We start from the raw sequence: 20,969 nt of genomic DNA, 5'->3' as shown, positions 1-20,969 counted from the left end.
CCTTAATCTGTAGTAAATGTAAGTGTCACAGTTCCAGTCTGAGTCGTCAACTTGGAAGTATCAACTGTTTGATTATCTACAGTCAAAGTAACTCCCTTCACTACACCTAAGGTAATAGTAACGGGATTCTTAGTTGAAACTGTTGTTTTTGCATTTTTATTGTCTGCGGATAGTGTCACACCACCCTCCAGCTCACTTCCTGAAACACTAATCCAGCTAGTTGTATCCGAAACTGCCAGTTGAACAGTAGCTGTATCCTTATTCGTTTTATAACGAGCTTCAATGCGGTTTCCTTCACCCGAAACTGTAATAGTTGATGCCGCAGAAGAAGATGAGCTAGACGTCTGACTGCTAGAAGATGAACTAGAAGAAGTTGTTGAGCTAATAACACTATAATTTGCCGAAGAAGGACGCGTTGGTTGAGTCTGGATATAATTCCAAACATAGTAAGTGACAAAAATTAAAATTGACAAAGCAAATAGGACGAAATAAAACAAGGGGAGATAAGAGGTTTTTTTCTTATTTGATCGTCTACGACCAGACAAATCTTCTTCATCAACATCTACCTCTTCATAGGTAATCATGCTTCCTGAATCATAGGCATCCAAAATAATTCGTTCATCCAATTCAACCGCCCAAGCGTATTTTCTCAAAAAAGAACGAGCGTAGAAGGTACTAGGGAGTTGATCAAAATCATCTGCCTCCATAGCCTCTAATAAATTCATCTGAATATCAGTTTTTGCCTGCAATTCTTCCAAACTCAATCCTTGGTTTATTCTAGCTAAACGCAGCACCTCACCAATTGTTTTTTTTCTCATACTTAGCATTCCTTCTTTCTAGGCTTACTTATCTTTTAGGTTGGAAAGATTGTAAAATCAACTAGATCACCATCATCAATCAAGCGATGACCAGCTTCTAAAACATCCTCCAAAGTAATTTCTTGTAAAATTTTTGGCAAATCAAAAATGGTTTCTCCGCCATCTATAGGATCGTATTGAGTTGCAATAAATTCCAAAGAATTCATACTACTAAAAAACTCTCCAAACATCTCACTCTTAACAAGATCGAGATGTTCATCAGTAATATCTGCATCACTACTAAAATGACGAATCGCCTTACGAAATTGATGTGATAGAGAAACGGGTTCCTTCGTATCCATAGTCAACATCACAAAATGAAAACGACTAGTCACCTCAACTTCTAATGACAGTGAAGCATCTAACTTTCCCGCCTCATATAGGTTTTGAAAACGATTTGAAGTCCAACCAAACATCATCGTAAACAACAATTTCAACAAAACACTATAACGGTAGCAATCTGCTTCTGCCACCTCACCTGTTCCCCTAATTCCAATAGCAAGCTTTGGAGAAGAAACCTCCATCCGGAGACTGTCTGTTTCTTTAACGGGCTGTAAAGCAAGCTTCTCCTTGTTTACTACCATGTCTTCTAAATTTCTAAATTTTTTTTGTGAAAAATACTTTCCAATCGCATCTACATCAAAATTCCCAACTAAAAGCAAAGACATATTGACAGGTTTGTAAAAGACTGTAAAGTTATCTTTTAAGTCATTCAGCTGAATGTTGTTAATTGATTTTTCACTTCCAACAATGTCTGCTGCCAGAGGAGTATTGGGATAAAGATTGGCTAATGTAGCAAAAAACAGACGCGAATCTGGATCGTCTTGGTACATCTCACGTTCCTGTTGGATGATTTCCCGCTCTCTCCCAACTGACTCTTCCGTAAAGTGAGCAACTGTTACCAACTCCTCAAGTAGATCCAAATTTTCTGATAAATGATCTATTGTCGAAAACAAATAACTCGTTTTTGTAAAGCTTGTAAAAGCATTGCTATCTGCTCCCAAGCGTGTAAAAGACTCCATAATATCTTCAGCATTTTCTCTCTCAAACAGTTTGTGTTCAAGAAAATGTGCAATTCCAGCTGGATAATACTGTAAACCTTTTTCAGATAGTGTAAAGCTTGTGTCTATTGATCCAAATCGAACTGTTACAACTCCGTAAACTTCATTAAATTGTTTCTTAGGAAGGAGAGACACTGTCAATCCATTTGATAGACGAGTCTGATAAACCGTCTCCTTTACAGCAGGATAATATTTTTCTTCAAAGGTAACTGGTGTCATTCTATTCCTTCCATAAAGTATATCGCTTGTAACCGAACACTATTTGCTACTTTGCAGATAGCTTCTTTATCAACTTTATTTAATTTTTCAATCCAATTGTCAAAATCTGATGTAGATTTCCCTAACAAACTTTTCAAGTAAACTCGCTCGATTAGTGAGCTCTGACTATCTTGCGCAAGCAATAAGGTTCTGCGAATCATCTCCTTAGTCTGTTCAATCTCCAAATCTGTAAAATTACCTTTCTTTAGTTCAAGTAATTGATGATTCATCAATTTTCTGGCTTGATTGCGCTTTTCCCGATCAATGCCAGCATACATCCTCAATTGACCACTAAATAAATCCAATTGACTGGAGATAGTGTAGGCTAGACCAGCATTTTCCCGAACATTTGTAAAAAGCTTAGAGTGAGCAAAACCACCTAACAGACCATTCATTACTACCATGGCCAAATGATGCTTGTCTCCATAGCTCGTAGAACAATGGTAAGCCAATTCCAAAACGGATTGGCCCACATTCTTACGAATCATTCCTTCCCGAAGGACATTTGAATATGGTTGTTGGTACTGAGGCTTGACATCGATTTGACGCCCTGTAAAGGAAAATGATCTCAACCAATCCTTTACTTCAACTTCATTGAAATCACCTAAGAAAAAGAAATCAATTCGATCATTTTTCAGAGCATCTTGCAAGCAAGTGTAACTACTTTTTGGAGACTCATTTGAAATGCGATTTCGTAAATCACTATATCTCAATTGAAGACGTTCATCATGAAAGAACAAGTTATCCAATTCCTTATGAGCAAAATAAAATGAATCATCCATATCAGTAGCTAAACTAGCCAATAATTGTTTTCTTTCAATTTCAAATAAGGCTGGCTCAAAAGCACCATCTTGAGATAAGGGAGCAAATAAAGTCTGTTTCACCAATTCCAATATTTGAAAAGTCAAGACATTTTTTTTACTCAAAAACTCATCCCGCACGTAGGTAAATGTTAAGTCAAGAATATGTGCTTGTCCTCTACGATAAGCACTTGTGGAAATATCTGTTCCATACAAACTTGCCAAGTATCTGCGAAATGCTTGTGATGTTGGGTAAGCTTGATTTGCCGTCTCCAACATACTTGCACTTAACATGCGTCCTGCTATTGTCTCAAGAGATAAGGGAGCAGTAAAACAAACAGTGATTTTATTTGTTTTAAACTTTTTGGATTGAATAAAATGTGCTGAAATTCCAGGCACCAACTCCATACCTTACCTCCTTACATATAGAGTTCTATTATACCACGAAAATCAAAATTTTTCTTGTTCTCTTTATAGCTTTCAAAAGTAAAATCGTTTTCATTTCGACTGACTTTCCTTCAGCTATTTCAGGGAAAATATGGTATAATACCAAAGATTGAGGTGAATTATGGAATACAAATTATTTGAAGAATTTATTACGCTCCAAGCCCTCCTAAAAGAGCTCGGAATCATACAAAGCGGTGGTGCTATCAAATCCTTTTTAATGGAGCATCAAGTTTACTTTAATGGCGAGTTAGAAAGTAGACGTGGGAAAAAAATCCGTATTGGAGATACGATTGACATTCCTGATTTAAAGATTGACATCACCTTAACACAACCAAGTTTAAAAGAGCAAGAAGAGTATCAAGCAGATAAGATTGAGAAAGAGCGAATTGCTAAACTTGTCAAAGAGATGAATAAAGGTATCAAGAAAGAAAAACAAAAAACTTCTTCATCGCCTAAAACCAAACAAGCTCCACGTTTTCCAGGAAGATAACTATGTGGCTTCAACATTTAACAATTAAAACCTTTCGAAACTACAAAGAGGCAAAAATTGATTTCAATCCAAAATTAAATGTCTTTCTAGGTCAAAATGCACAAGGAAAAACCAATATTCTAGAAGCAATCTATTTCTTGGCCTTGACACGTAGTCATCGGACTCGTACAGATAAAAATCTCATTCATTTTGATAACGAGCAACTCCATCTTTCTGGCTTGCTACAGAAAAAAACAAGCTCTATCCCTCTAGAAATTGATTTAACCCCAAAAGGGCGTGTGACTAAGGTCAATCACTTAAAACAAGCGCGCCTATCAGACTATATTGGACATATGAATGTTGTCCTCTTCGCACCTGAAGATCTCCAGCTAATTAAAGGAGCACCTTCCATTCGCCGAAAGTTTATAGATATCGAACTAGGACAAATTAAACCAATCTACTTGTCAGACTTGTCAAACTACAATCATATACTAAAGCAGAGAAATACCTACCTAAAATCCAGCCAAAAGATTGACGAAACATTTCTGTCAGTCTTAGATGATCAGTTGGTAGAGTATGGTTGTCGCGTCATAAAGCATCGGATAAAATTCATTAAAGACTTAGAGAAATTTGGTCAAATAAAACACTTAGAAATTTCAAATAAATTAGAAGAGTTGTCAATATCTTATCAATCATCTGTCAACTTTACTGGTGAAGAGCAGTTGACGAATTCTTTTAAAATGGCTTTAGAAAAAAGTAGATCAAGAGATTTGTTTAAAAAGAATACTGGTGTTGGCCCTCATCGAGATGACATTACTTTTTATATCAATGGAATGGACGCTAGTTTTGGGAGTCAAGGTCAACATCGTAGTCTTGTACTTTCTATCAAACTAGCAGAGATTGAACTAATGGAAAGTATTACTAATGAGTCTCCGATACTCTTACTTGACGATGTTATGAGTGAACTTGACAACACACGACAATTAAAATTACTAGAAACCATTTCTCACTCTATCCAAACATTTATCACAACAACCAGTTTAGACCACTTACAAAACTTGCCTGAAAATCTTAGTATTTTCAGAATCCAAAACGGTAAAATTTCTGTAAATCAAAATTGACAACTTTGTAAACAAAAAGAACTCCTGATTTTCAGGAGTTCTTTTTTACTACTTACATAGAGTAGTTTGGTGCCTCATTAGTAATTTGTACGTCATGAGGATGGCTTTCTTTTAGACCAGCCCCAGACATTTCAATAAATTGAGCATTATCATGTAGTTCTTTAAGGTTAGCTGCACCACAGTAACCCATACCAGAGCGAATACCACCAATCATTTGGAAGACGATATCAGCTACTGCACCTTTATAGGCAACACGACCTTCAATTCCTTCTGGAACGAGTTTGTTTGCTTCATTGACAGAACCTTGGAAGTAACGGTCGCTTGAACCTTTCTTCATAGCAGCAATTGATCCCATACCACGGTAAGTCTTGAACTTACGTCCTTGGAAGATTTCAGTTTCACCTGGAGCTTCATCAGTTCCAGCAAACATTGATCCAAGCATAACTGCATTTCCACCTGCAGCAAGGGCTTTTACAATATCTCCTGAGTACTTGATTCCACCATCAGCAATGATTGTTTTTCCATATTCACGCGCAACAGCTGCCGCATCATAGATTGCTGTTATTTGTGGTACACCGACACCTGCAATGACACGAGTTGTACAGATAGAACCTGGTCCGATACCGACTTTGACAACATCTACACCTGCATCATAAAGAGCACGCGCACCTTCTGCAGTTGCAATATTACCTGCAATCAAAGTGCGGTCTGGGAAGTGAGCACGAATTTCAGCAATTTTACGTAGAACCCCAGCAGAGTGACCATGAGCAGTATCAATAACAATTGCGTCAGCTCCTGCTTCAAAAAGGGCTTCGGCACGTTCAAATGTATCTGAAGTGACACCCACCGCACCAGCAACTAGAAGACGACCAAATTTATCTTTTGCTGCATTTGGAAACTCAATCACTTTTTCAATATCTTTGATAGTAATCAAACCAGAAAGACGACCTTCCTCATCAACCAAAGGAAGTTTTTCAATACGGTGTTCTTGAAGAATGCTTTCAGCTGTTGCCAGATTTGTACCAACAGGAGCAGTAACAAGATTTTCACTGGTCATATGGTTTGAGATTGGCTGATTGTAATCTGAAATAAAGCGAAGATCTCGGTTTGTTAGAATACCAACCAATTTACGATTTTCAAGTGTCTCCACAACTGGAACACCACTGATACGGTAACGTCCCATCAGTTCATCTGCTTCAGCAATCGTGTGTTCTGGAGTCAAGAAGAATGGATCAATAATAACACCATTTTCAGAACGTTTTACCTTGCGAACTTCATCTGCCTGTTGCGCAATAGACATGTTTTTATGGATTACTCCAAGACCACCCGCACGAGCAATGGCAATAGCCATTTGACTTTCTGTGACTGTATCCATGGCGGCTGTTATAATTGGGATATTTAAAGTCAAATTATCTGCCAATTTTGTTGTTAAATCTGCATCATTAGGCAACACATGACTTTCTGCTGGAATGAGCAATACATCATCAAAGGTAAAACCTTTTTTTAAAAATTTAGTATCCCAATTAGACATTGAAGTTTCCTCTTTTCTTTCTTTTTGAGCTTGACTCTTTTTGTATTGTATCTATCATACCATTCTATGAAAATTTGTCAATTATATTTATGGTAGAAATCATAAAAAAACTATCCCTGTGATCCTATGGAAGAGATAGTTTTACGATTCATATTTTATCTATTATTTAAAATAATTTAGTCCCATTGCTCCCTTAACTTCAGATAGAGTTTGCCCCGCAACCTCACGCGCTTTCTCACTACCTTTTTGAAGCATATTGTACACTTCCCCCATATCCTTAGCAAATTCGATACGGCGCTCACGAATAGGACCAAGTTCGCGTTCTAATATTTCAAGTAGATAACGTTTCGTCTTTACATCACCAAGACCACCACGTTGATAATGTTCTTTCATATCTGCAATGTCTTGAGCATCTTCTGGACGACCAAACACATCTAGATAATGGAAAACCATATTTCCTTCAATCTTACCTGGATCCTCAACTCGAATATGGTCTGGATCAGTATACATGCTCATGACTTTTTTACGCAAAGTATCTGCATCATCAGCTAGATAAATACCATTATTAAGGGATTTAGACATTTTAGCATTTCCATCTAAACCAGGCAAACGCCCTGCTCTCTCATTTTCTGGATAAATACCTTCCGGCTCCACCAAGACCTCACAATTATAAGCATGATTAAAGGAACGAACAATCTCGCGAGTCTGCTCAATCATTGGTTTCTGATCTGTCCCAACAGGAACATAATTAGCCTTGAAGGCAGTAATATCTGCTGCTTGCGCAATCGGATAAACCAAAAATCCTGTCGGAATACTTTCTCCAAACCCTTTTTGAGCAATCTCTGTTTTTACTGTCGGATTTCGTTCCAAACGAGCTAGTGAAACCAAATTCATATAGTACATAGACAGCTCAGCCAACTCTGGGATTTGGCTTTGAATAAAGATAGTTGACTTACTTGGATCTAATCCAACTGCTAGGTAATCTAAGGCAACATTCCCAATCGATTCTACAATCGTTTGAGGATCTTTGGCGTAATCTGTCAATGCTTGTTGGTCCGCCAAAAAAACAAACATTTCATACTTATCTTCTTCCTGCAGTAATACTCTATTTTTAAGACTCCCAACATAATGTCCAATATGCAGTTTTCCTGTTGGGCGATCTCCTGTTAAAATAATGGGTTTCGTCATTTTTTTCTCCTTCGAAATGGTCTCTTCAATTATAGCATTTTTTTGTTAAAATAACAGAAAATTATTTAAATCAAACAACTAACTCATTGTAAATAAACCTGTAAACTTAATTGACATAAAATTGACAAACAAAAATTTGAATATTTCTCTCTTTTCTAGTAGAATAAATGTATTACATATTATAGGAGAAAAACATTGCTTACAGTATCTGATGTTTCACTACGTTTTAGTGATCGCAAACTTTTTGATGATGTCAATATCAAATTTACAGAAGGAAATACATACGGATTAATTGGTGCTAATGGTGCTGGGAAATCTACATTCTTAAAAATCCTAGCTGGTGATATCGAGCCAACAACTGGTCACATCTCTCTTGGTCCAGATGAACGTCTCTCTGTTCTCCGTCAAAATCATTTTGACTATGAAGATGAGCGAGTTATTGATGTCGTCATTATGGGAAATGAAAAACTTTACAACATCATGAAAGAAAAAGACGCCATTTACATGAAGGAAGATTTTTCAGATGAAGATGGTGTTCGTGCAGCCGAACTTGAAGGTGAATTTGCCGAACTTGGAGGTTGGGAAGCAGAAAGTGAAGCATCTCAATTACTTCAAAACCTAAATATTCCAGAAGAATTGCACTACCAAAACATGAGCGAATTGGCCAATGGTGAAAAAGTGAAGGTTCTCCTTGCCAAAGCACTTTTTGGCAAACCAGATGTTCTTCTCTTGGACGAGCCGACCAACGGTCTTGATATTCAGTCTATTACTTGGTTAGAAGACTTCTTGATTGACTTTGATAACACCGTTATCGTTGTATCCCATGACCGCCACTTCTTAAACAAGGTATGTACTCATATGGCCGACCTTGACTTTGGAAAAATCAAACTCTATGTCGGAAACTACGACTTCTGGAAGGAATCTTCTGAGCTTGCTGCTAAATTGCTAGCAGACCGTAATGCTAAAGCGGAAGAAAAAATTAAACAATTGCAAGAATTCGTTGCTCGATTCTCTGCTAACGCTTCTAAGTCAAGACAGGCAACGTCTCGTAAAAAAATGCTTGACAAGATTGAATTAGAAGAGATTGTGCCATCTAGTCGTAAATATCCATTTATCAACTTTAAAGCAGAACGTGAGATTGGTAATGATCTCTTGACAGTAGAAAATCTAACTGTAAAGATTGATGGCGAAACTATCCTAGATAATATTAGTTTCATCTTGCGTCCAGGTGATAAGACAGCTCTTATTGGACAAAATGACATTCAAACGACTGCATTAATTCGTGCAATTATGGGTGACATCGACTATGAAGGAACTGTCAAGTGGGGAGTTACTACTAGCCGTTCTTACTTGCCAAAAGACAACTCGGCTGATTTTGCAGGAGGAGAGTCAATCCTTGACTGGTTGCGTCAATTTGCAAGTAAAGAAGAAGATGACAATACCTTCCTACGTGGTTTCCTCGGTCGTATGCTCTTTTCTGGAGATGAGGTTAACAAACCTGTAAACGTCTTGTCAGGGGGAGAAAAAGTACGTGTCATGCTTTCAAAACTCATGCTCTTGAAATCAAATGTCCTTGTACTTGATGATCCAACAAATCACTTGGACTTGGAATCTATCTCAAGCTTGAACGATGGATTGAAAAACTTTAAAGAATCAATCATCTTTGCTAGTCATGATCACGAGTTCATTCAAACTTTAGCAAACCATATTATTGTTTTGTCTAAGAATGGCGTCATTGATCGTATTGATGAAACCTACGATGAATTCCTAGAAAATGCAGAAGTACAAGCAAAAGTTAAAGAACTTTGGAAAGACTAAATAAGACTTCAAAACTCAGTTGGGTTAACCAACTGAGTTTTCTATCATTCTACGAGGTAACATGAAATCATTTTTTAAAACATATTGGACCTATTTTATTTCTTTCATCATTCCTGTAGTGATTATGTCTGGAGTATACCTATCTCAAGGTATCTACTGGAATAGCGATACATCCCCACTATTAGGAGACGGTTTTCATCAATACGTTATTTTTGATGTGGCTTTACGGAATATTCTACATGGAAATGGTAGTTTGTTTTACACCTTTACAAGTGGCCTCGGACTGAATTTCTATGCTCTATCTAGTTATTACTTGGGTAGTTTTCTCTCGCCTCTGGTTTACTTTTTTAATCTATCGAATATGCCAGATGCCGTCTATCTAACCACTCTCTTAAAATTTGGATTGATTGGTCTGTCAACCTTCTTTAGTTTGAATAGATTATTTAAAGATATCCCCAAATTTTTAAAACTTGCCTTATCTACTTCCTATGCTTTAATGAGCTTCACTGTCAGTCAGTTAGAGATTAAAACCTGGCTAGATGTTTTTATCTTGATTCCTTTAATTATTACTGGTTTACACCTACTTATAACACAAAAGAAGCGCCTACTATACTTTACAAGTCTGTCAATCTTGTTTATCCAAAATTATTATTTTGGATATATGACAGCATTATTTCTTATTTTTTGGTATATCTGCCAAATTTCTTGGGACTTTAAAAATCGAAAATCATCTTTTCTTGATTTTGTTGTTACCTCCTTTTTAGCAGGAATGGCTAGTTTGATTATGACTCTTCCTACACTGTTTGATTTACAAACTCATGGTGAGAAGTTAACTGCCATCACAAAATTAAAGACAGATAGTAGCTGGTATCTGGATATTTTCGCAAAACAATTCATTGGATCTTTTGATACAACTAAATATGGATCCATACCAATGATTTTTGTTGGATTGCTTCCCTTTATTTTGACCATTCTATTTTTCACAATAAAATCCATAAAGTTTCACGTGAAACTTACCTATGCAATTTTCTTTACTTTTTTAATAACAAGCTTTTACATAGAAGCACTTGATTTATTTTGGCAAGGGATGCACACCCCAAATATGTTTTTGCATCGCTATGCTTGGATTTTTTCCACTCTGCTAATTTATACTGCAGCAGAAGTCTTAAATCGTCTGAAAGAACTGAAGCTATGGAATATATTTGTCTCACTTTTTCTTGTACTAACAGGATTTTTGGCTACTGTCTATTTTAAATCACACTATTCTTTTTTAACTGATTTAAATATCCTACTCACTCTTGAATTTCTACTAGTTTATGCTCTTTTACTTCTTGCAGTCATTAGAAAATTTATCTCTGTAAATCTATTTGCAATTCTTTTGTCTTTATTTATAACAGCTGAGATAAGCTTAAATGCATCATCTCAAATGGAAGGAATAGCTAAAGAATGGGCCTTTGCTTCTCGTAGCGCCTATAATAGAGATATCACTGCTATGGAATCCATTCTAAACCAAATTGACAATCCATTTACACGTACTGAAAAACTGCAAATTCAGACAGGAAATGACAGTATGAAATTTAACTATAATGGAATCTCTCAATTTTCATCTGTACGAAATCGTTCAGCTAGCACTAGTTTGGATAAACTGGGATTCAAATCCTCTGGAACCAATCTAAATCTTCGTTATGCAAATAACAGTCTTTTAGCAGACAGTTTATTTGGAATCCAGTACAATATTTCTGAAACTTCACTTGATAAGTATGGCTTTCAAGAGATTTATCAAAAGGATCATTTAACCTTATATAAAAATCAACTCTCTTTACCCATTGCCTTTGCCACTCAATCTATTTACACAGATGTAAACTTTAACAATCACACTCTAGATAATCAGGCTTTATTTATAAACCAGCTTGCTAATCTCAACTTAGATTACTTCTCCCAAATAACATATGATAAAACAGATAATTCTGAAGGTTTAACGAGCATCACAGGTTCTGCGAATGAAGATGCAAAGATTGATTATCAAATTGAGGTTCCTCAAAATAGTCAAGTATATCTATCTTTTTCAAATCTTCATTTCACTAATGATAAACAAAAGAAGGTTGACATCCTTGTCAATGGAGAAAAGAAGACTTTTACAACTGACAATGCTTTTAATTTCTTTAATTTGGGTTATACTGAAGAACAAAAAACTTTCAATATCAGTGTTAGTTTTCCTGGAAATTCTCAGGTGTCATTTGAATCACCGACCTTCTATCGTTTAGATACTCAGGCTCTTACTGAGGCAATCCAAAAGATTAAAGAACAACCTGTAGAACTATCCACCTCTAAAAATAAAGTCTTTGCTACATATGAAGTAAAACAAGATACCTCTATTTTCTTCACTATTCCTTATGACAAAGGTTGGTCTGCATACCAAGATGGGAAAAAACTTGAAATCAAGCAGGCTCAAACTGGTTTTATGAGGGTTGATGTTCCAAAGGGAAAAGGAACCATTACACTTTCCTTCATTCCCAATGGTTTTATTATTGGAGCAGCCTGCTCAGTAACTGCCCTTCTACTTTTTGGAATCTATAATCACAGACGAAATTCATCTATGACATAAAAAATCGACCACTTACTTGGTCGATTTTTTTAATCTTCTTGCATCTTCTTAGGTTGATAAGCTAGCATGCCTAGAGCAGTAAATAAAGCTAGAGTTATAATAAGGAAAATCACTTGATGATGAATATTTCCTGTCATAGAGATTGTTTGTCGTAAACCTGATACAGAGTAACTCATTGGTAACCAAGGATTGATACCTTTGAAGAAATCATTTGTCAAAGCAAGGGGATAGGTTCCTGCACTTGATGCTAACTGTAATAATAGTAAAATAAGAGAGAAGAAGGCTCCTAAACGACTATTCCAAGTTGTTAAAGCTGTCACCATAGACATGAAAGCTAAACTTGTGATTATAATTAGAATCAAGGTTCTCATCTCATGGTTCGCAGTCAATCCAATAAGATGGACACCTCCATAGACTAAAATACCTGCTAAGACAGCTATAATCCCATTTATTTCAGAACGAGACTTCAACCAACCCCAACGACTCTCTGGATGACGTCCAGAAGGCAACTTAGCAAAAATCATATTGGTAGATATAGCAGCAACAAAAAGAGCAACTGATATCATATAAGGAGCCATGGCAATCCCATTTACAGGAACTTGGTCATTATCTGTTTTTGAGAGAACTAGAGGGTCAGATAATGTTTCTGCATTTTCAGATTCTGTTGAAGCTGATTTGAGTTGATTATTCGCATTACCTAATCCTTGTCCTAAGGAATCAACTCCTGTCTGTAAATCTTCAAGACCAGAGGCTAAGGTTGTTCCACCATCTGCTAGTTTTCCAGCACCATCTGCAATCTTCATAGCGCCACTTCCTAGTTGAGATGCTGCAGAAAGTAACTGTGTTGATTTATCTGTTAATTGACCAGAGCCAAATTGTAATGTAGTAAGACCTGCTATTAGCTCTGGACTCTTATTATTCAATTGAGTAGAACCAGATGACAAACTTTCTATACCTGATACTAATTCTGGAGTTTTTCCAGCTAGCGCATCTACTCCAGCTGTCAAGGTTGATGTGTTTTCTGTCAACTTACTTGATCCAGAAACTAATTGATCCAGACTAGTTGTTAAACTTGCATTCTTTTCACTTAGTTGATTAGCACCTATAGAAATAGTATCCAATCCTTTAGTGTAGTTTACAACTCCTTTTTCAATTGACTGACTTCCAGGAACTAACTGATTATTTACAGTAGTTTGCAATTTTGTAAATCCATTTGACAATATTGTCAAGGAGCTAGATGCTACAGGTAAGAGTTGATTTGCTTTCGTCTGCACATCAGATAGATTAGATACTTGTTGTTCTGAATTCTCTATACTTTCTTTTAATCCTCCTACTGTTGTTAAAATTGTTTTTGCTGACTCAATAGTAGAACTAGAATTTTTAGAAATAGCTCCTGTCAGTTCTTTCTTTTGTTCCTCTGTAAGAGATTGATAAGTAGCTGTTGATTGAAGGTTCGCAAGAGTTTTTTCTTGTTCTGTCTGACTTTTGGTCACAATATCCTGTGCAAGAGTTGTTAGATTTGGCAAAGCTTCTGACAATGTACTTTTCAGTTGAGTATTATCTGATATTGTAAGAGCTTGTAGTGTTTTATTTAGTTCTCCTAAGCTTGTTGCCAATTGCGCTATTTCTTCATTTTGTTGAGATGAGGACTCTAATTGGCTTGAAATTTCTTTAATACCAGTATTTAATTGCTCCATTCCATCTCTTAGTGTATCTGATTGATTGGATAATTGACTTGTTCCGTTAGAAAGTTCTTGCACACTACTTGTATAAGCATTTACACCAACTGAAAATTGATTGAGACCTGTATCCAGTTGTGAAACGCCACCTGTATAGGACTTTATACCTGTATTTAGCTGATTTACACCTGTCACCAACTCAGGAGTTTTTGAAGCTAATTGACCAAGTCCAGTGTCAACTTGTGAGACAGCATTTGTATAACTTTGTAAACCACTATTAAAAGTTCCTAAACCAATATGTAATTGCTCTATAGCAGACACATAGCTAGATAAGCCTTTTGTAAATTGATCTGCTCCATTTGAAAAAGTTACGCTTGAGTTAGCTAGAGTATTAAGATTTGTCGTCAACGTTTGACTTCCCGTCACCAACTGATCAGCTCCATTAACCAATTGTTCACTTCCATCAGATGCCTTATTTATCCCAGACTTCAAGTCATTCATTTTTTGAAATAAAGCCTTGGTATACGTTTCGGTAACATTAGTGGAGACGATTTGTTTTAATTGTGTCATTGCAGAATCACTCATCTTACTTGCAATAAAGCTATGCCCACTTGACGTCTGATAATCAATCTTCATCTGTTCAGGATGATTCGTTAGGATTGAGGTAGCTTTTTCAGATAAGTCACTTGGTAAAGTCACTACCATGTAGTAGTCACCATCTTCTAGTCCTTTTTCCCCTTCCTCTTCATTAACAAAATGAAAATCCAAAGCCTTATTTTCTTTTAAATTAGACACCATGTCTTCCCCTATTGTCATTGTCTGTCCATTATAAGAAGTTTCCTTATCTTTATTGACAACTGCCACAGGTAACTCAGACAACTGACCATAAGGATCCCACATGGATGATAAAAATATAATGTTGTATAGAGCTGGAATGAGAGAAATCCCTATCATTACAACAATAAAGGTCGGTTTTCTAAATATTGCTTTCCATTCTTTAAACATGTTTCCTCCTTTTTTACACATATTGTCTAAAATTTTGATATAATAGATTATACATCAAAAAATCTAAATTACAAGGTGAAAAAATATTTTTTAGACACATGGTCTATTTTTGTGTACAAGGAGGAATTATGAAAGAAAGTAACAAACGTTTAAAAACAAAACGAATTATCGAAAATGCCATGGTTCAATTATTGATGGACCAACCCTTCGATCAAATTTCTACTGTCAAGCTAGCAGAAAAAGCCGGAATCAGTCGTTCCAGCTTTTACACTCACTACAAGGATAAGTATGATATGATTGAGCATTACCAAAGTAAGCTGTTTCATACCTTTGAGTATATTTTCCAAAAACATGCTCATCATAAAAGAGATGCCATTTTAGAAGTATTTGAATATTTAGAGTCTGAGCCACTCTTAGCTGCACTCTTATCTGAAAATGGTACAAAAGAGATCCAAAATTTCTTGAGAAATAAGCTTCACATTATGCTTAGCACAGACCTTCAGAAGCGCTTTATGAAACTACAACTCAATCCAATTGAACTCGAATACAGCAGCATTTATCTAACAAATGCCCTATTTGGTGTTTGCCAGACTTGGATTGCTCATGGAAAAAAAGAAAGCCCGCAAGAAATGACAGACTTCCTTATGAAAATGTTAGGTGATGCTAACTAAAAGAAAAAGAACACCGAGTGGTGTTCTTTTTATCTGACTCCGCCAGTAGGACTCGAACCTACGACATCATGATTAACAGTCATGCGCTACTACCAACTGAGCTATGGCGGATAAAATAGTCCGTACGGGATTCGAACCCGTGTTACCGCCGTGAAAAGGCGGTGTCTTAACCCCTTGACCAACGGACCATCTATCTGTAGCAGATATAACCATTATATCAATTTCTTACTAATTGTCAATTACTTTTTAGTTTTTTTCTCTAGAATATCTTTCAGTTTACGAACTTTCAAACGAGTGATGGGGCAGCGATGATCTTCATAAAAGACAACTTCTAGATTCTTTCGATCAATTTCTCTAACATTTCCAATATTGATTAGGAAAGATTTATGAGGAGAATAAAAGCGCTGGGTATGTTTGTCCTTTTCCTGAATATCTGTCATGGTTCCATAGAACTCTTTGGCAAAATTCTTACCAATAATCCGCAGTTTATGAGAAACACCTGTTGTTTCGATATACAAAATATCATGGTAAGGGATTTTCAAATCATTTCCCTTATAGTTGTAATCAAAATAGTCTACAACATCTTCGTTTTCAAGCAACATGCTCTTAGTGTAAAAAATACTCTGCTCGATACGTTTTTTGAACAATTCATCATTGATGTCTTTATCAATAAAATCTAGGGCTGATACCTGGTATTTGTAAGTTAAGGTAGCAAATTCAGATCGACTGGTAATAAAGACAATAATAGCATAAGGATTGTGATGACGGATAAACTGTGCCACTTCAAAACCCTTTTTCTCAATTCCGTGAATATCGATATCTAGGAAATAAAGCTGGTTTACTTCATCGTTTTCGATATATTCCTTAAACTCACGAACTTTTCCTGTTGTCTTGTAAGAAATAGGAATATTTGATTCCTCAGAGATTTCATTCAATATTCTCTCTAGTCTCACTTGATGCTCAATAACATCTTCTAAAATTAATACTTTCATTCGAATTCCCTCTTAAATCTAATAATTTGTCTAAATGTGCTGTCTTCCATCTCTGTTTCTAAAATAATGTTGTCATACTTATCTAAAATCTCCTTGACATTATTAAGCCCTAGACCTCTATTTCTTCCCTTTGTAGAGAAACCTAAGGCAAATAGGTCCTCTGAAGGCGTCATAGTGATTTTACATGAATTCTGGATAACTATAACTGTTTCAAAATCCATTTTAATGACTGCAACTTCCATTTGTTTCAAATAACTATCCGCAGCACCTTCAACAGCATTATTTAATAGAATACTCATGATGCGAACAAGATCAAGTAAATCCATTGACAATCTAGTAATAACATCTTTTACTTCCAATGTAAACTCTACATCATTATTTCGTGCATATACAATTGATTGAGCAATCACACTTCGTAAAGCTGAGTCCTCTATACTGTTTAAATCAAAGTAAGTATACTTTTCTGACCTCAATTTTTGATTTGCTTTTACTAAGACTTCCTTGTAAATTCTGTCAATTTCTTGTAAATCCCCACTGTCAATTGCCATTTGCATGCTGACAAGCATCCCAGCATAGTCATGACGAAAACCTCGAATTTCATTATACAAACCCACAATTTCATCTGTATAAGTCTGTAAATGTTTCTGTTCAAATTTCTTTTGTTTTAGAGCAATCTCTTTTTCAACTTGAACCTTATGAGAATTCATTGCAAAGAAAATCAAGAGTAGGCAAATAAATATAATCGATGATAAAATACTTCCGAAACTATTTAAATGGCGAACTGTACTCACTATATCTGAAATAAAGGATACACTATGTAACAAAATTAAGGCAAAAAATACTTTTTTAAAAAAAGGATAAAGATAGTCTTTGTCAAAATAAGTGAGCTCTAAATGAAAATAACGAATTGTTTTTAAAATAACAAAATAAGTCAACAATAATACTACTAGAAAGAATGTACTTTCATAGTGTAATGCAAGCTCATCACCTGTTATCGAGGATAGGGTTACAGCTATAAAAGTATGAGTACTGTGATATAAGAGAGAAAGCAGGAAACTCAGGAATACTCCCCTATACTTATCAAACTTTTTAAACCATATAAAATAAGCGTATAAAATAAATGGATATAAAAATTTCTCAATCCCTAGTCCATTTAAATATATAGAATAAAAGAAAAATTCAACTACAAATTCTATTATTACTGTATAAAAAATGAAGAGGTATTGTTCTTTTCTAGTTGTGTTACATATCAAATTATAACTTCTACTAGTAATAAAAATATGTAATATAACGCCTATTATTGCGAAAAAATCCATTCTTTTCACCCTTTACTTTCTTTTAAAAAAATAAAATAAAAAATTATTTTCCTTTCTAATTTCCCCACCTTGAATCTCCTGCAATTCTTTCTCCGTAAGCTTTTTAAACTGTTCCAATTTAACTATGTTTTTCAAAATAAAATCTCCTGTATTGTTTTTCTTGTAAATTAACTTACAAATTTATTATACAAAATGAAGATTATTTAAGAAAAATTTCTTCTCAACTGTACCTTTTTGCACCTGAAATGCACTTTTTTAAGAAAAAAGCTGGGAGTTTTCCCAGCTTTGCATCTAAAATTGATCCCAGCAGGATTCGAACCTGCGACCGTTCGCTTAGAAGGCGAATGCTCTATCCAGCTGAGCTATGGAACCTAACATGACCATTCTATCAAAAAACAAGAGCTAAGTCAATCTTCTATTTGTGATAAGGAGAACCCTGCTGAATCGTAAAAGCACGATAAATTTGTTCAACAAGGACTAATCTCATTAACTGATGTGGTAAAGTTAAACGCCCAAAGCTAACAGAGAGATTAGCACGATGCTTCACAGCAGGAAATAGTCCCAGACTCCCACCAATAATAAATGTAAGGGTAGAAAATCCCTTTATGGGAGCTTGTTCTAACTGCTTACTGAATTCCTCTGAAGAGAGAGTTTTTCCTTCAATTGCTAACACAACGACAAAATCTCTTTCTCCAATTTTGGAAAGAATTCGATTCCCCTCTATTTCTAATATTTTATGATTTTCTGACTCACTTGCCTTATCTGGAGTTTTTTCATCAGCTAATTCAATAATTTCTACAGTAGCAAAACGAGAAATTCGTTTGGTATATTCAGCAATTCCATCTTTAAGGTATTTTTCTTTTAATTTTCCTACTGTTACAATTTTTATTTTCATTCTTCTATTCTATCATATCCACACTTCATTTCACATCTTATACACAAAAAAATCATTCAAAATTACTAGTGAATTCACAAAATAAAGCGAGTTATCCACAACTTGTGAAAAACTTTAATCTTTTAAGCTTAAATTAAGTTAATAGGTTTATAATTTGAGCAAATAAATAACAAACGGAGGCGTTTATGAAACACTTACAAAAATTTTATAAAAAAGGAGTTAAATTTCTTGTAGTCATTCTAATAGGATTTTTAAGCGGTGTCTTAGGAAGTTTCGTAACATTGCAACTTTATCAAAAACAAGGAAATCAAACAACAAATAGTACTGTTACTCAAACATCATATAGTAATGAAACTGCAACAACTCAAGCCGTCAATAAAATCAAAGATGCTGTTGTGTCAATCATTACTTATTCTTCCTCTAGCAGACAAAGCAGTGTATTTAATTCTGATGAAACTAATTCTGATTCAGATAAACAGATAGCAAGCGAAGGGTCTGGCGTTATATACAAGAAAAATGACAAAGATGCCTATCTTGTGACTAACACACACGTTATTAGTGGAGCTTCAAAAGTTGATATTCGTTTGGCGGATGGTACCAAAGTTCCTGGTGAAATTGTTGGGTCTGATACATTCTCTGATATCGCTGTCGTAAAAATTTCTTCAGAAAAAGTCACAACTGTAGCGGAATTTGGAGACTCTAGTAAGCTAAATGTCGGAGAAACTGCAATTGCAATTGGTAGCCCTCTAGGTTCAGAATATGCCAATACAGTTACACAGGGAATCATCTCAAGTCTCAATCGAAATGTTTCTCTAAAATCTGAAGATGGTCAAGCTATTTCTACAAAAGCTATTCAAACAGATACTGCCATTAACCCTGGTAACTCTGGTGGTCCACTGGTAAATATTCAAGGACAGGTCATCGGTATTACATCAAGTAAAATTGCAAGTAATGGTGGAACTTCTGTAGAAGGTCTTGGATTTGCTATTCCGTCAAATGATGCACAAAATATTATCAAACAACTTGAAAATAATGGTAAAGTAACTCGCCCTGCTCTTGGAATCCAAATGATTAATCTAGATAATATCGGAGCTAATGATCTTAGAAAACTAAATATCCCAAGTAGCGTAACTTCTGGTGTTGTGGTAAAATCTGTTCAAAGTAATATGCCTGCACATGGACATCTTGAGAAATACGATGTCATTACTAAAGTTGACGATAACAACATTTCATCTCCAACAGATTTACAGAGTGCTCTTTACAATCATTCTATCGGAGACACCATAAAAATAACCTATTACCGTAATGGAAAAGAGGAAACTACAACTATTAAACTAGATAAGAGTTCAGGTGATTTAGAGTCTTAATTGACATCAGTGTAAAGGAAACTTTACAGAAAGTAAAATATATGTTAGTGTAGAATCATGGAAAAATTTGAAATGATTTCTATCTCGGAAATACAAAAAAATCCCTATCAACCTCGAAAAGAATTTAATGCAGATAAACTAAGGGAATTAGCTGAGTCAATCAAAGAAAATGGGCTTATCCAACCTATCATTGTTCGTCAATCTCCTGTAATCGGTTATGAAATCCTTGCAGGAGAGAGACGATATCGAGCTTCTCTTTTGGCTGGTCTGACCTCTATTCCAGCCGTTGTGAAGCACCTCTCAGATCAGGAAATGATGATCCAGTCTATCATTGAAAATTTGCAGAGAGAAAATTTGAATCCAGTTGAGGAAGCACGCGCCTACGAATCTTTAGTAGAAAAAGGATTTACTCATACTGAGATAGCCGAAAAAATGGGGAAATCTCGACCTTATATCACTAATTTTATTCGTTTACTTTCCTTACCAGAATATATCTTATCTGAAGTAGAAAATGGTAGACTTTCTCAAGCTCATGCACGCTCACTAGTTGGTTTGGATAAAGAGCAGCAAGAATATTTCTTTCAACTAATCAAAAATGAAGACATCTCTGTGAGAAAGCTAGAAGCACTACTGACAGAGAAAAAACAAAAGAAGCAGAAAAAAAGTGATTCTTTCATCAAAGATGAGGAAGATAAATTAAAAAAACAACTTGGATTGAATGTAGAAATTAAACTTTCTAAAAAAGATACTGGAAAAATCATTATTTCTTTTTCAAATCAAGAAGAATATGACAGAATTATCAACAGCCTAAAATAAGGCTGTTCTTTTATTTTCTTAACCCACAAGTTTATCCACTAATTTTTTTAGCAAAAATCCTAATAAAATAAGG

General features: G+C 35.3%; 17 protein-coding genes and 3 tRNA genes. 7 read left to right on the top strand and 13 right to left on the bottom strand.

Going from position 1 to position 20,969, the window contains the following annotated elements; all coding sequences use genetic code 11:
• Positions 1–2 precede the first annotated feature (2 nt).
• Genes rodZ through yfmF form a run of 3 tightly spaced genes read right to left on the bottom strand, consistent with a single transcriptional unit; the run spans position 3 to position 3,384 of the window.
• Positions 3–818, bottom strand: coding sequence for a cytoskeleton protein RodZ (gene rodZ, locus K1I97_RS08855; RefSeq protein WP_223332203.1), 816 nt, complete (start codon positions 816–818; stop codon positions 3–5).
• Between the two features lie 35 nt (positions 819–853).
• Positions 854–2,137, bottom strand: coding sequence for an EF-P 5-aminopentanol modification-associated protein YfmH (gene yfmH / locus K1I97_RS08850; RefSeq protein ID WP_223332204.1), 1,284 nt, complete (start codon positions 2,135–2,137; stop codon positions 854–856).
• Positions 2,134–3,384 carry an EF-P 5-aminopentanol modification-associated protein YfmF gene (gene yfmF / locus K1I97_RS08845; RefSeq protein ID WP_223332205.1) on the bottom strand — a complete coding sequence of 417 codons (1,251 nt, stop codon included), beginning with the start codon at positions 3,382–3,384 and terminating at the stop codon, positions 2,134–2,136. Before yfmF ends, yfmH begins: the two co-directional genes overlap by 4 nt.
• A gap of 160 nt (positions 3,385–3,544) precedes the next feature.
• On the opposite strand from yfmF, the gene yaaA reads away from it, so the two are divergent.
• Complete coding sequence (gene yaaA / locus K1I97_RS08840) at positions 3,545–3,913, top strand: S4 domain-containing protein YaaA (protein WP_223332206.1); 369 nt, start codon at positions 3,545–3,547, stop codon at positions 3,911–3,913.
• 2 nt (positions 3,914–3,915) lie between these two features.
• Positions 3,916–5,013 carry a DNA replication/repair protein RecF gene (gene recF, locus K1I97_RS08835; protein ID WP_223332207.1) on the top strand — a complete coding sequence of 366 codons (1,098 nt, stop codon included), beginning with the start codon at positions 3,916–3,918 and terminating at the stop codon, positions 5,011–5,013.
• Between the two features lie 52 nt (positions 5,014–5,065).
• On the opposite strand, the gene guaB is transcribed toward recF, so the two are convergent.
• The gene (guaB, locus tag K1I97_RS08830) at positions 5,066–6,544 is read right to left on the bottom strand and encodes an IMP dehydrogenase (RefSeq protein ID WP_223332208.1); all 1,479 of its coding nucleotides are present in this window, start codon (positions 6,542–6,544) and stop codon (positions 5,066–5,068) included.
• A 162-nt stretch (positions 6,545–6,706) separates the two neighbouring features.
• A complete protein-coding gene (gene trpS, locus K1I97_RS08825) occupies positions 6,707–7,732 on the bottom strand; it encodes a tryptophan--tRNA ligase (protein ID WP_223332209.1) in 1,026 nt (341 codons plus the stop codon).
• A gap of 195 nt (positions 7,733–7,927) precedes the next feature.
• Between trpS and K1I97_RS08820 the strand changes: the two genes are divergently transcribed.
• Positions 7,928–9,550: an ATP-binding cassette domain-containing protein gene (locus tag K1I97_RS08820; protein WP_000958793.1), complete on the top strand. Its 1,623-nt coding sequence runs from the start codon at positions 7,928–7,930 to the stop codon at positions 9,548–9,550.
• A 61-nt stretch (positions 9,551–9,611) separates the two neighbouring features.
• Positions 9,612–12,155 (top strand): YfhO family protein, encoded by a 2,544-nt coding sequence (locus tag K1I97_RS08815; RefSeq protein WP_223332210.1) that lies wholly within the window; start codon positions 9,612–9,614, stop codon positions 12,153–12,155.
• 29 nt (positions 12,156–12,184) lie between these two features.
• Here K1I97_RS08815 and K1I97_RS08810 read toward each other — a convergent pair whose 3' ends face one another.
• Positions 12,185–14,839 carry a YhgE/Pip domain-containing protein gene (locus tag K1I97_RS08810; RefSeq protein WP_223332211.1) on the bottom strand — a complete coding sequence of 885 codons (2,655 nt, stop codon included), beginning with the start codon at positions 14,837–14,839 and terminating at the stop codon, positions 12,185–12,187.
• A gap of 128 nt (positions 14,840–14,967) precedes the next feature.
• Between K1I97_RS08810 and K1I97_RS08805 the strand changes: the two genes are divergently transcribed.
• Positions 14,968–15,510 (top strand): TetR/AcrR family transcriptional regulator, encoded by a 543-nt coding sequence (locus K1I97_RS08805; RefSeq protein WP_061453872.1) that lies wholly within the window; start codon positions 14,968–14,970, stop codon positions 15,508–15,510.
• A 37-nt stretch (positions 15,511–15,547) separates the two neighbouring features.
• Here the strand turns inward: K1I97_RS08805 and K1I97_RS08800 are convergent.
• The 7 genes from K1I97_RS08800 to rlmH form a co-directional block, all read right to left on the bottom strand.
• Positions 15,548–15,621: transfer RNA gene (locus tag K1I97_RS08800), tRNA-Asn, on the bottom strand.
• Positions 15,622–15,626: 5 nt separating this feature from the next.
• Positions 15,627–15,698: transfer RNA gene (locus K1I97_RS08795), tRNA-Glu, on the bottom strand.
• 51 nt (positions 15,699–15,749) lie between these two features.
• Complete coding sequence (comE, locus tag K1I97_RS08790) at positions 15,750–16,502, bottom strand: competence system response regulator transcription factor ComE (RefSeq protein WP_223332212.1); 753 nt, start codon at positions 16,500–16,502, stop codon at positions 15,750–15,752.
• Positions 16,499–17,818 carry a competence system sensor histidine kinase ComD gene (gene comD, locus K1I97_RS08785; protein WP_223332225.1) on the bottom strand — a complete coding sequence of 440 codons (1,320 nt, stop codon included), beginning with the start codon at positions 17,816–17,818 and terminating at the stop codon, positions 16,499–16,501. The genes comE and comD overlap by 4 nt, the downstream gene beginning before the upstream one ends.
• 12 nt (positions 17,819–17,830) lie before the next feature.
• Complete coding sequence (gene comC / locus K1I97_RS08780) at positions 17,831–17,953, bottom strand: competence-stimulating peptide ComC (protein WP_223332213.1); 123 nt, start codon at positions 17,951–17,953, stop codon at positions 17,831–17,833.
• Positions 17,954–18,116: 163 nt separating this feature from the next.
• Positions 18,117–18,190 (bottom strand) — tRNA-Arg (locus K1I97_RS08775).
• Positions 18,191–18,233: 43 nt separating this feature from the next.
• Complete coding sequence (gene rlmH / locus K1I97_RS08770) at positions 18,234–18,713, bottom strand: 23S rRNA (pseudouridine(1915)-N(3))-methyltransferase RlmH (protein ID WP_125449713.1); 480 nt, start codon at positions 18,711–18,713, stop codon at positions 18,234–18,236.
• 185 nt (positions 18,714–18,898) lie between these two features.
• Here rlmH and K1I97_RS08765 point away from each other — a divergent pair, with 185 nt between their 5' ends.
• Positions 18,899–20,080 (top strand): S1C family serine protease, encoded by a 1,182-nt coding sequence (locus K1I97_RS08765; protein ID WP_223332214.1) that lies wholly within the window; start codon positions 18,899–18,901, stop codon positions 20,078–20,080.
• 57 nt (positions 20,081–20,137) lie between these two features.
• On the top strand, positions 20,138–20,896 hold the full coding sequence (locus tag K1I97_RS08760) for a ParB/RepB/Spo0J family partition protein (RefSeq protein ID WP_223332215.1): 759 nt from the start codon (positions 20,138–20,140) through the stop codon (positions 20,894–20,896).
• Positions 20,897–20,969 lie beyond the last annotated feature (73 nt).

The sequence above is a fragment of the Streptococcus oralis genome (assembly GCF_019929345.1).
Classification (GTDB): Bacteria; Bacillota; Bacilli; order Lactobacillales; family Streptococcaceae; genus Streptococcus.
Note: the sequence above shows the minus strand (reverse complement) of the source record. Positions and strands in the feature narration are given on the sequence as shown.

What these genes read in the sequence shown, in the direction of transcription:
- K1I97_RS08760 (WP_223332215.1), top strand. Translation starts at nt 20,138, where the DNA reads ATGGAAAAATTTGAAATGATTTCTATCTCGGAAATACAAAAAAATCCC.
- K1I97_RS08805 (WP_061453872.1), top strand. Translation starts at nt 14,968, where the DNA reads ATGAAAGAAAGTAACAAACGTTTAAAAACAAAACGAATTATCGAAAAT.
- guaB (WP_223332208.1), bottom strand. Translation starts at nt 6,544, where the DNA reads ATGTCTAATTGGGATACTAAATTTTTAAAAAAAGGTTTTACCTTTGAT.
- yfmF (WP_223332205.1), bottom strand. Translation starts at nt 3,384, where the DNA reads ATGGAGTTGGTGCCTGGAATTTCAGCACATTTTATTCAATCCAAAAAG.
- yfmH (WP_223332204.1), bottom strand. Translation starts at nt 2,137, where the DNA reads ATGACACCAGTTACCTTTGAAGAAAAATATTATCCTGCTGTAAAGGAG.
- rodZ (WP_223332203.1), bottom strand. Translation starts at nt 818, where the DNA reads ATGAGAAAAAAAACAATTGGTGAGGTGCTGCGTTTAGCTAGAATAAAC.
- yaaA (WP_223332206.1), top strand. Translation starts at nt 3,545, where the DNA reads ATGGAATACAAATTATTTGAAGAATTTATTACGCTCCAAGCCCTCCTA.
- K1I97_RS08815 (WP_223332210.1), top strand. Translation starts at nt 9,612, where the DNA reads ATGAAATCATTTTTTAAAACATATTGGACCTATTTTATTTCTTTCATC.
- K1I97_RS08810 (WP_223332211.1), bottom strand. Translation starts at nt 14,839, where the DNA reads ATGTTTAAAGAATGGAAAGCAATATTTAGAAAACCGACCTTTATTGTT.
- recF (WP_223332207.1), top strand. Translation starts at nt 3,916, where the DNA reads ATGTGGCTTCAACATTTAACAATTAAAACCTTTCGAAACTACAAAGAG.
- trpS (WP_223332209.1), bottom strand. Translation starts at nt 7,732, where the DNA reads ATGACGAAACCCATTATTTTAACAGGAGATCGCCCAACAGGAAAACTG.
- K1I97_RS08765 (WP_223332214.1), top strand. Translation starts at nt 18,899, where the DNA reads ATGAAACACTTACAAAAATTTTATAAAAAAGGAGTTAAATTTCTTGTA.
- comD (WP_223332225.1), bottom strand. Translation starts at nt 17,818, where the DNA reads ATGGATTTTTTCGCAATAATAGGCGTTATATTACATATTTTTATTACT.
- comE (WP_223332212.1), bottom strand. Translation starts at nt 16,502, where the DNA reads ATGAAAGTATTAATTTTAGAAGATGTTATTGAGCATCAAGTGAGACTA.
- rlmH (WP_125449713.1), bottom strand. Translation starts at nt 18,713, where the DNA reads ATGAAAATAAAAATTGTAACAGTAGGAAAATTAAAAGAAAAATACCTT.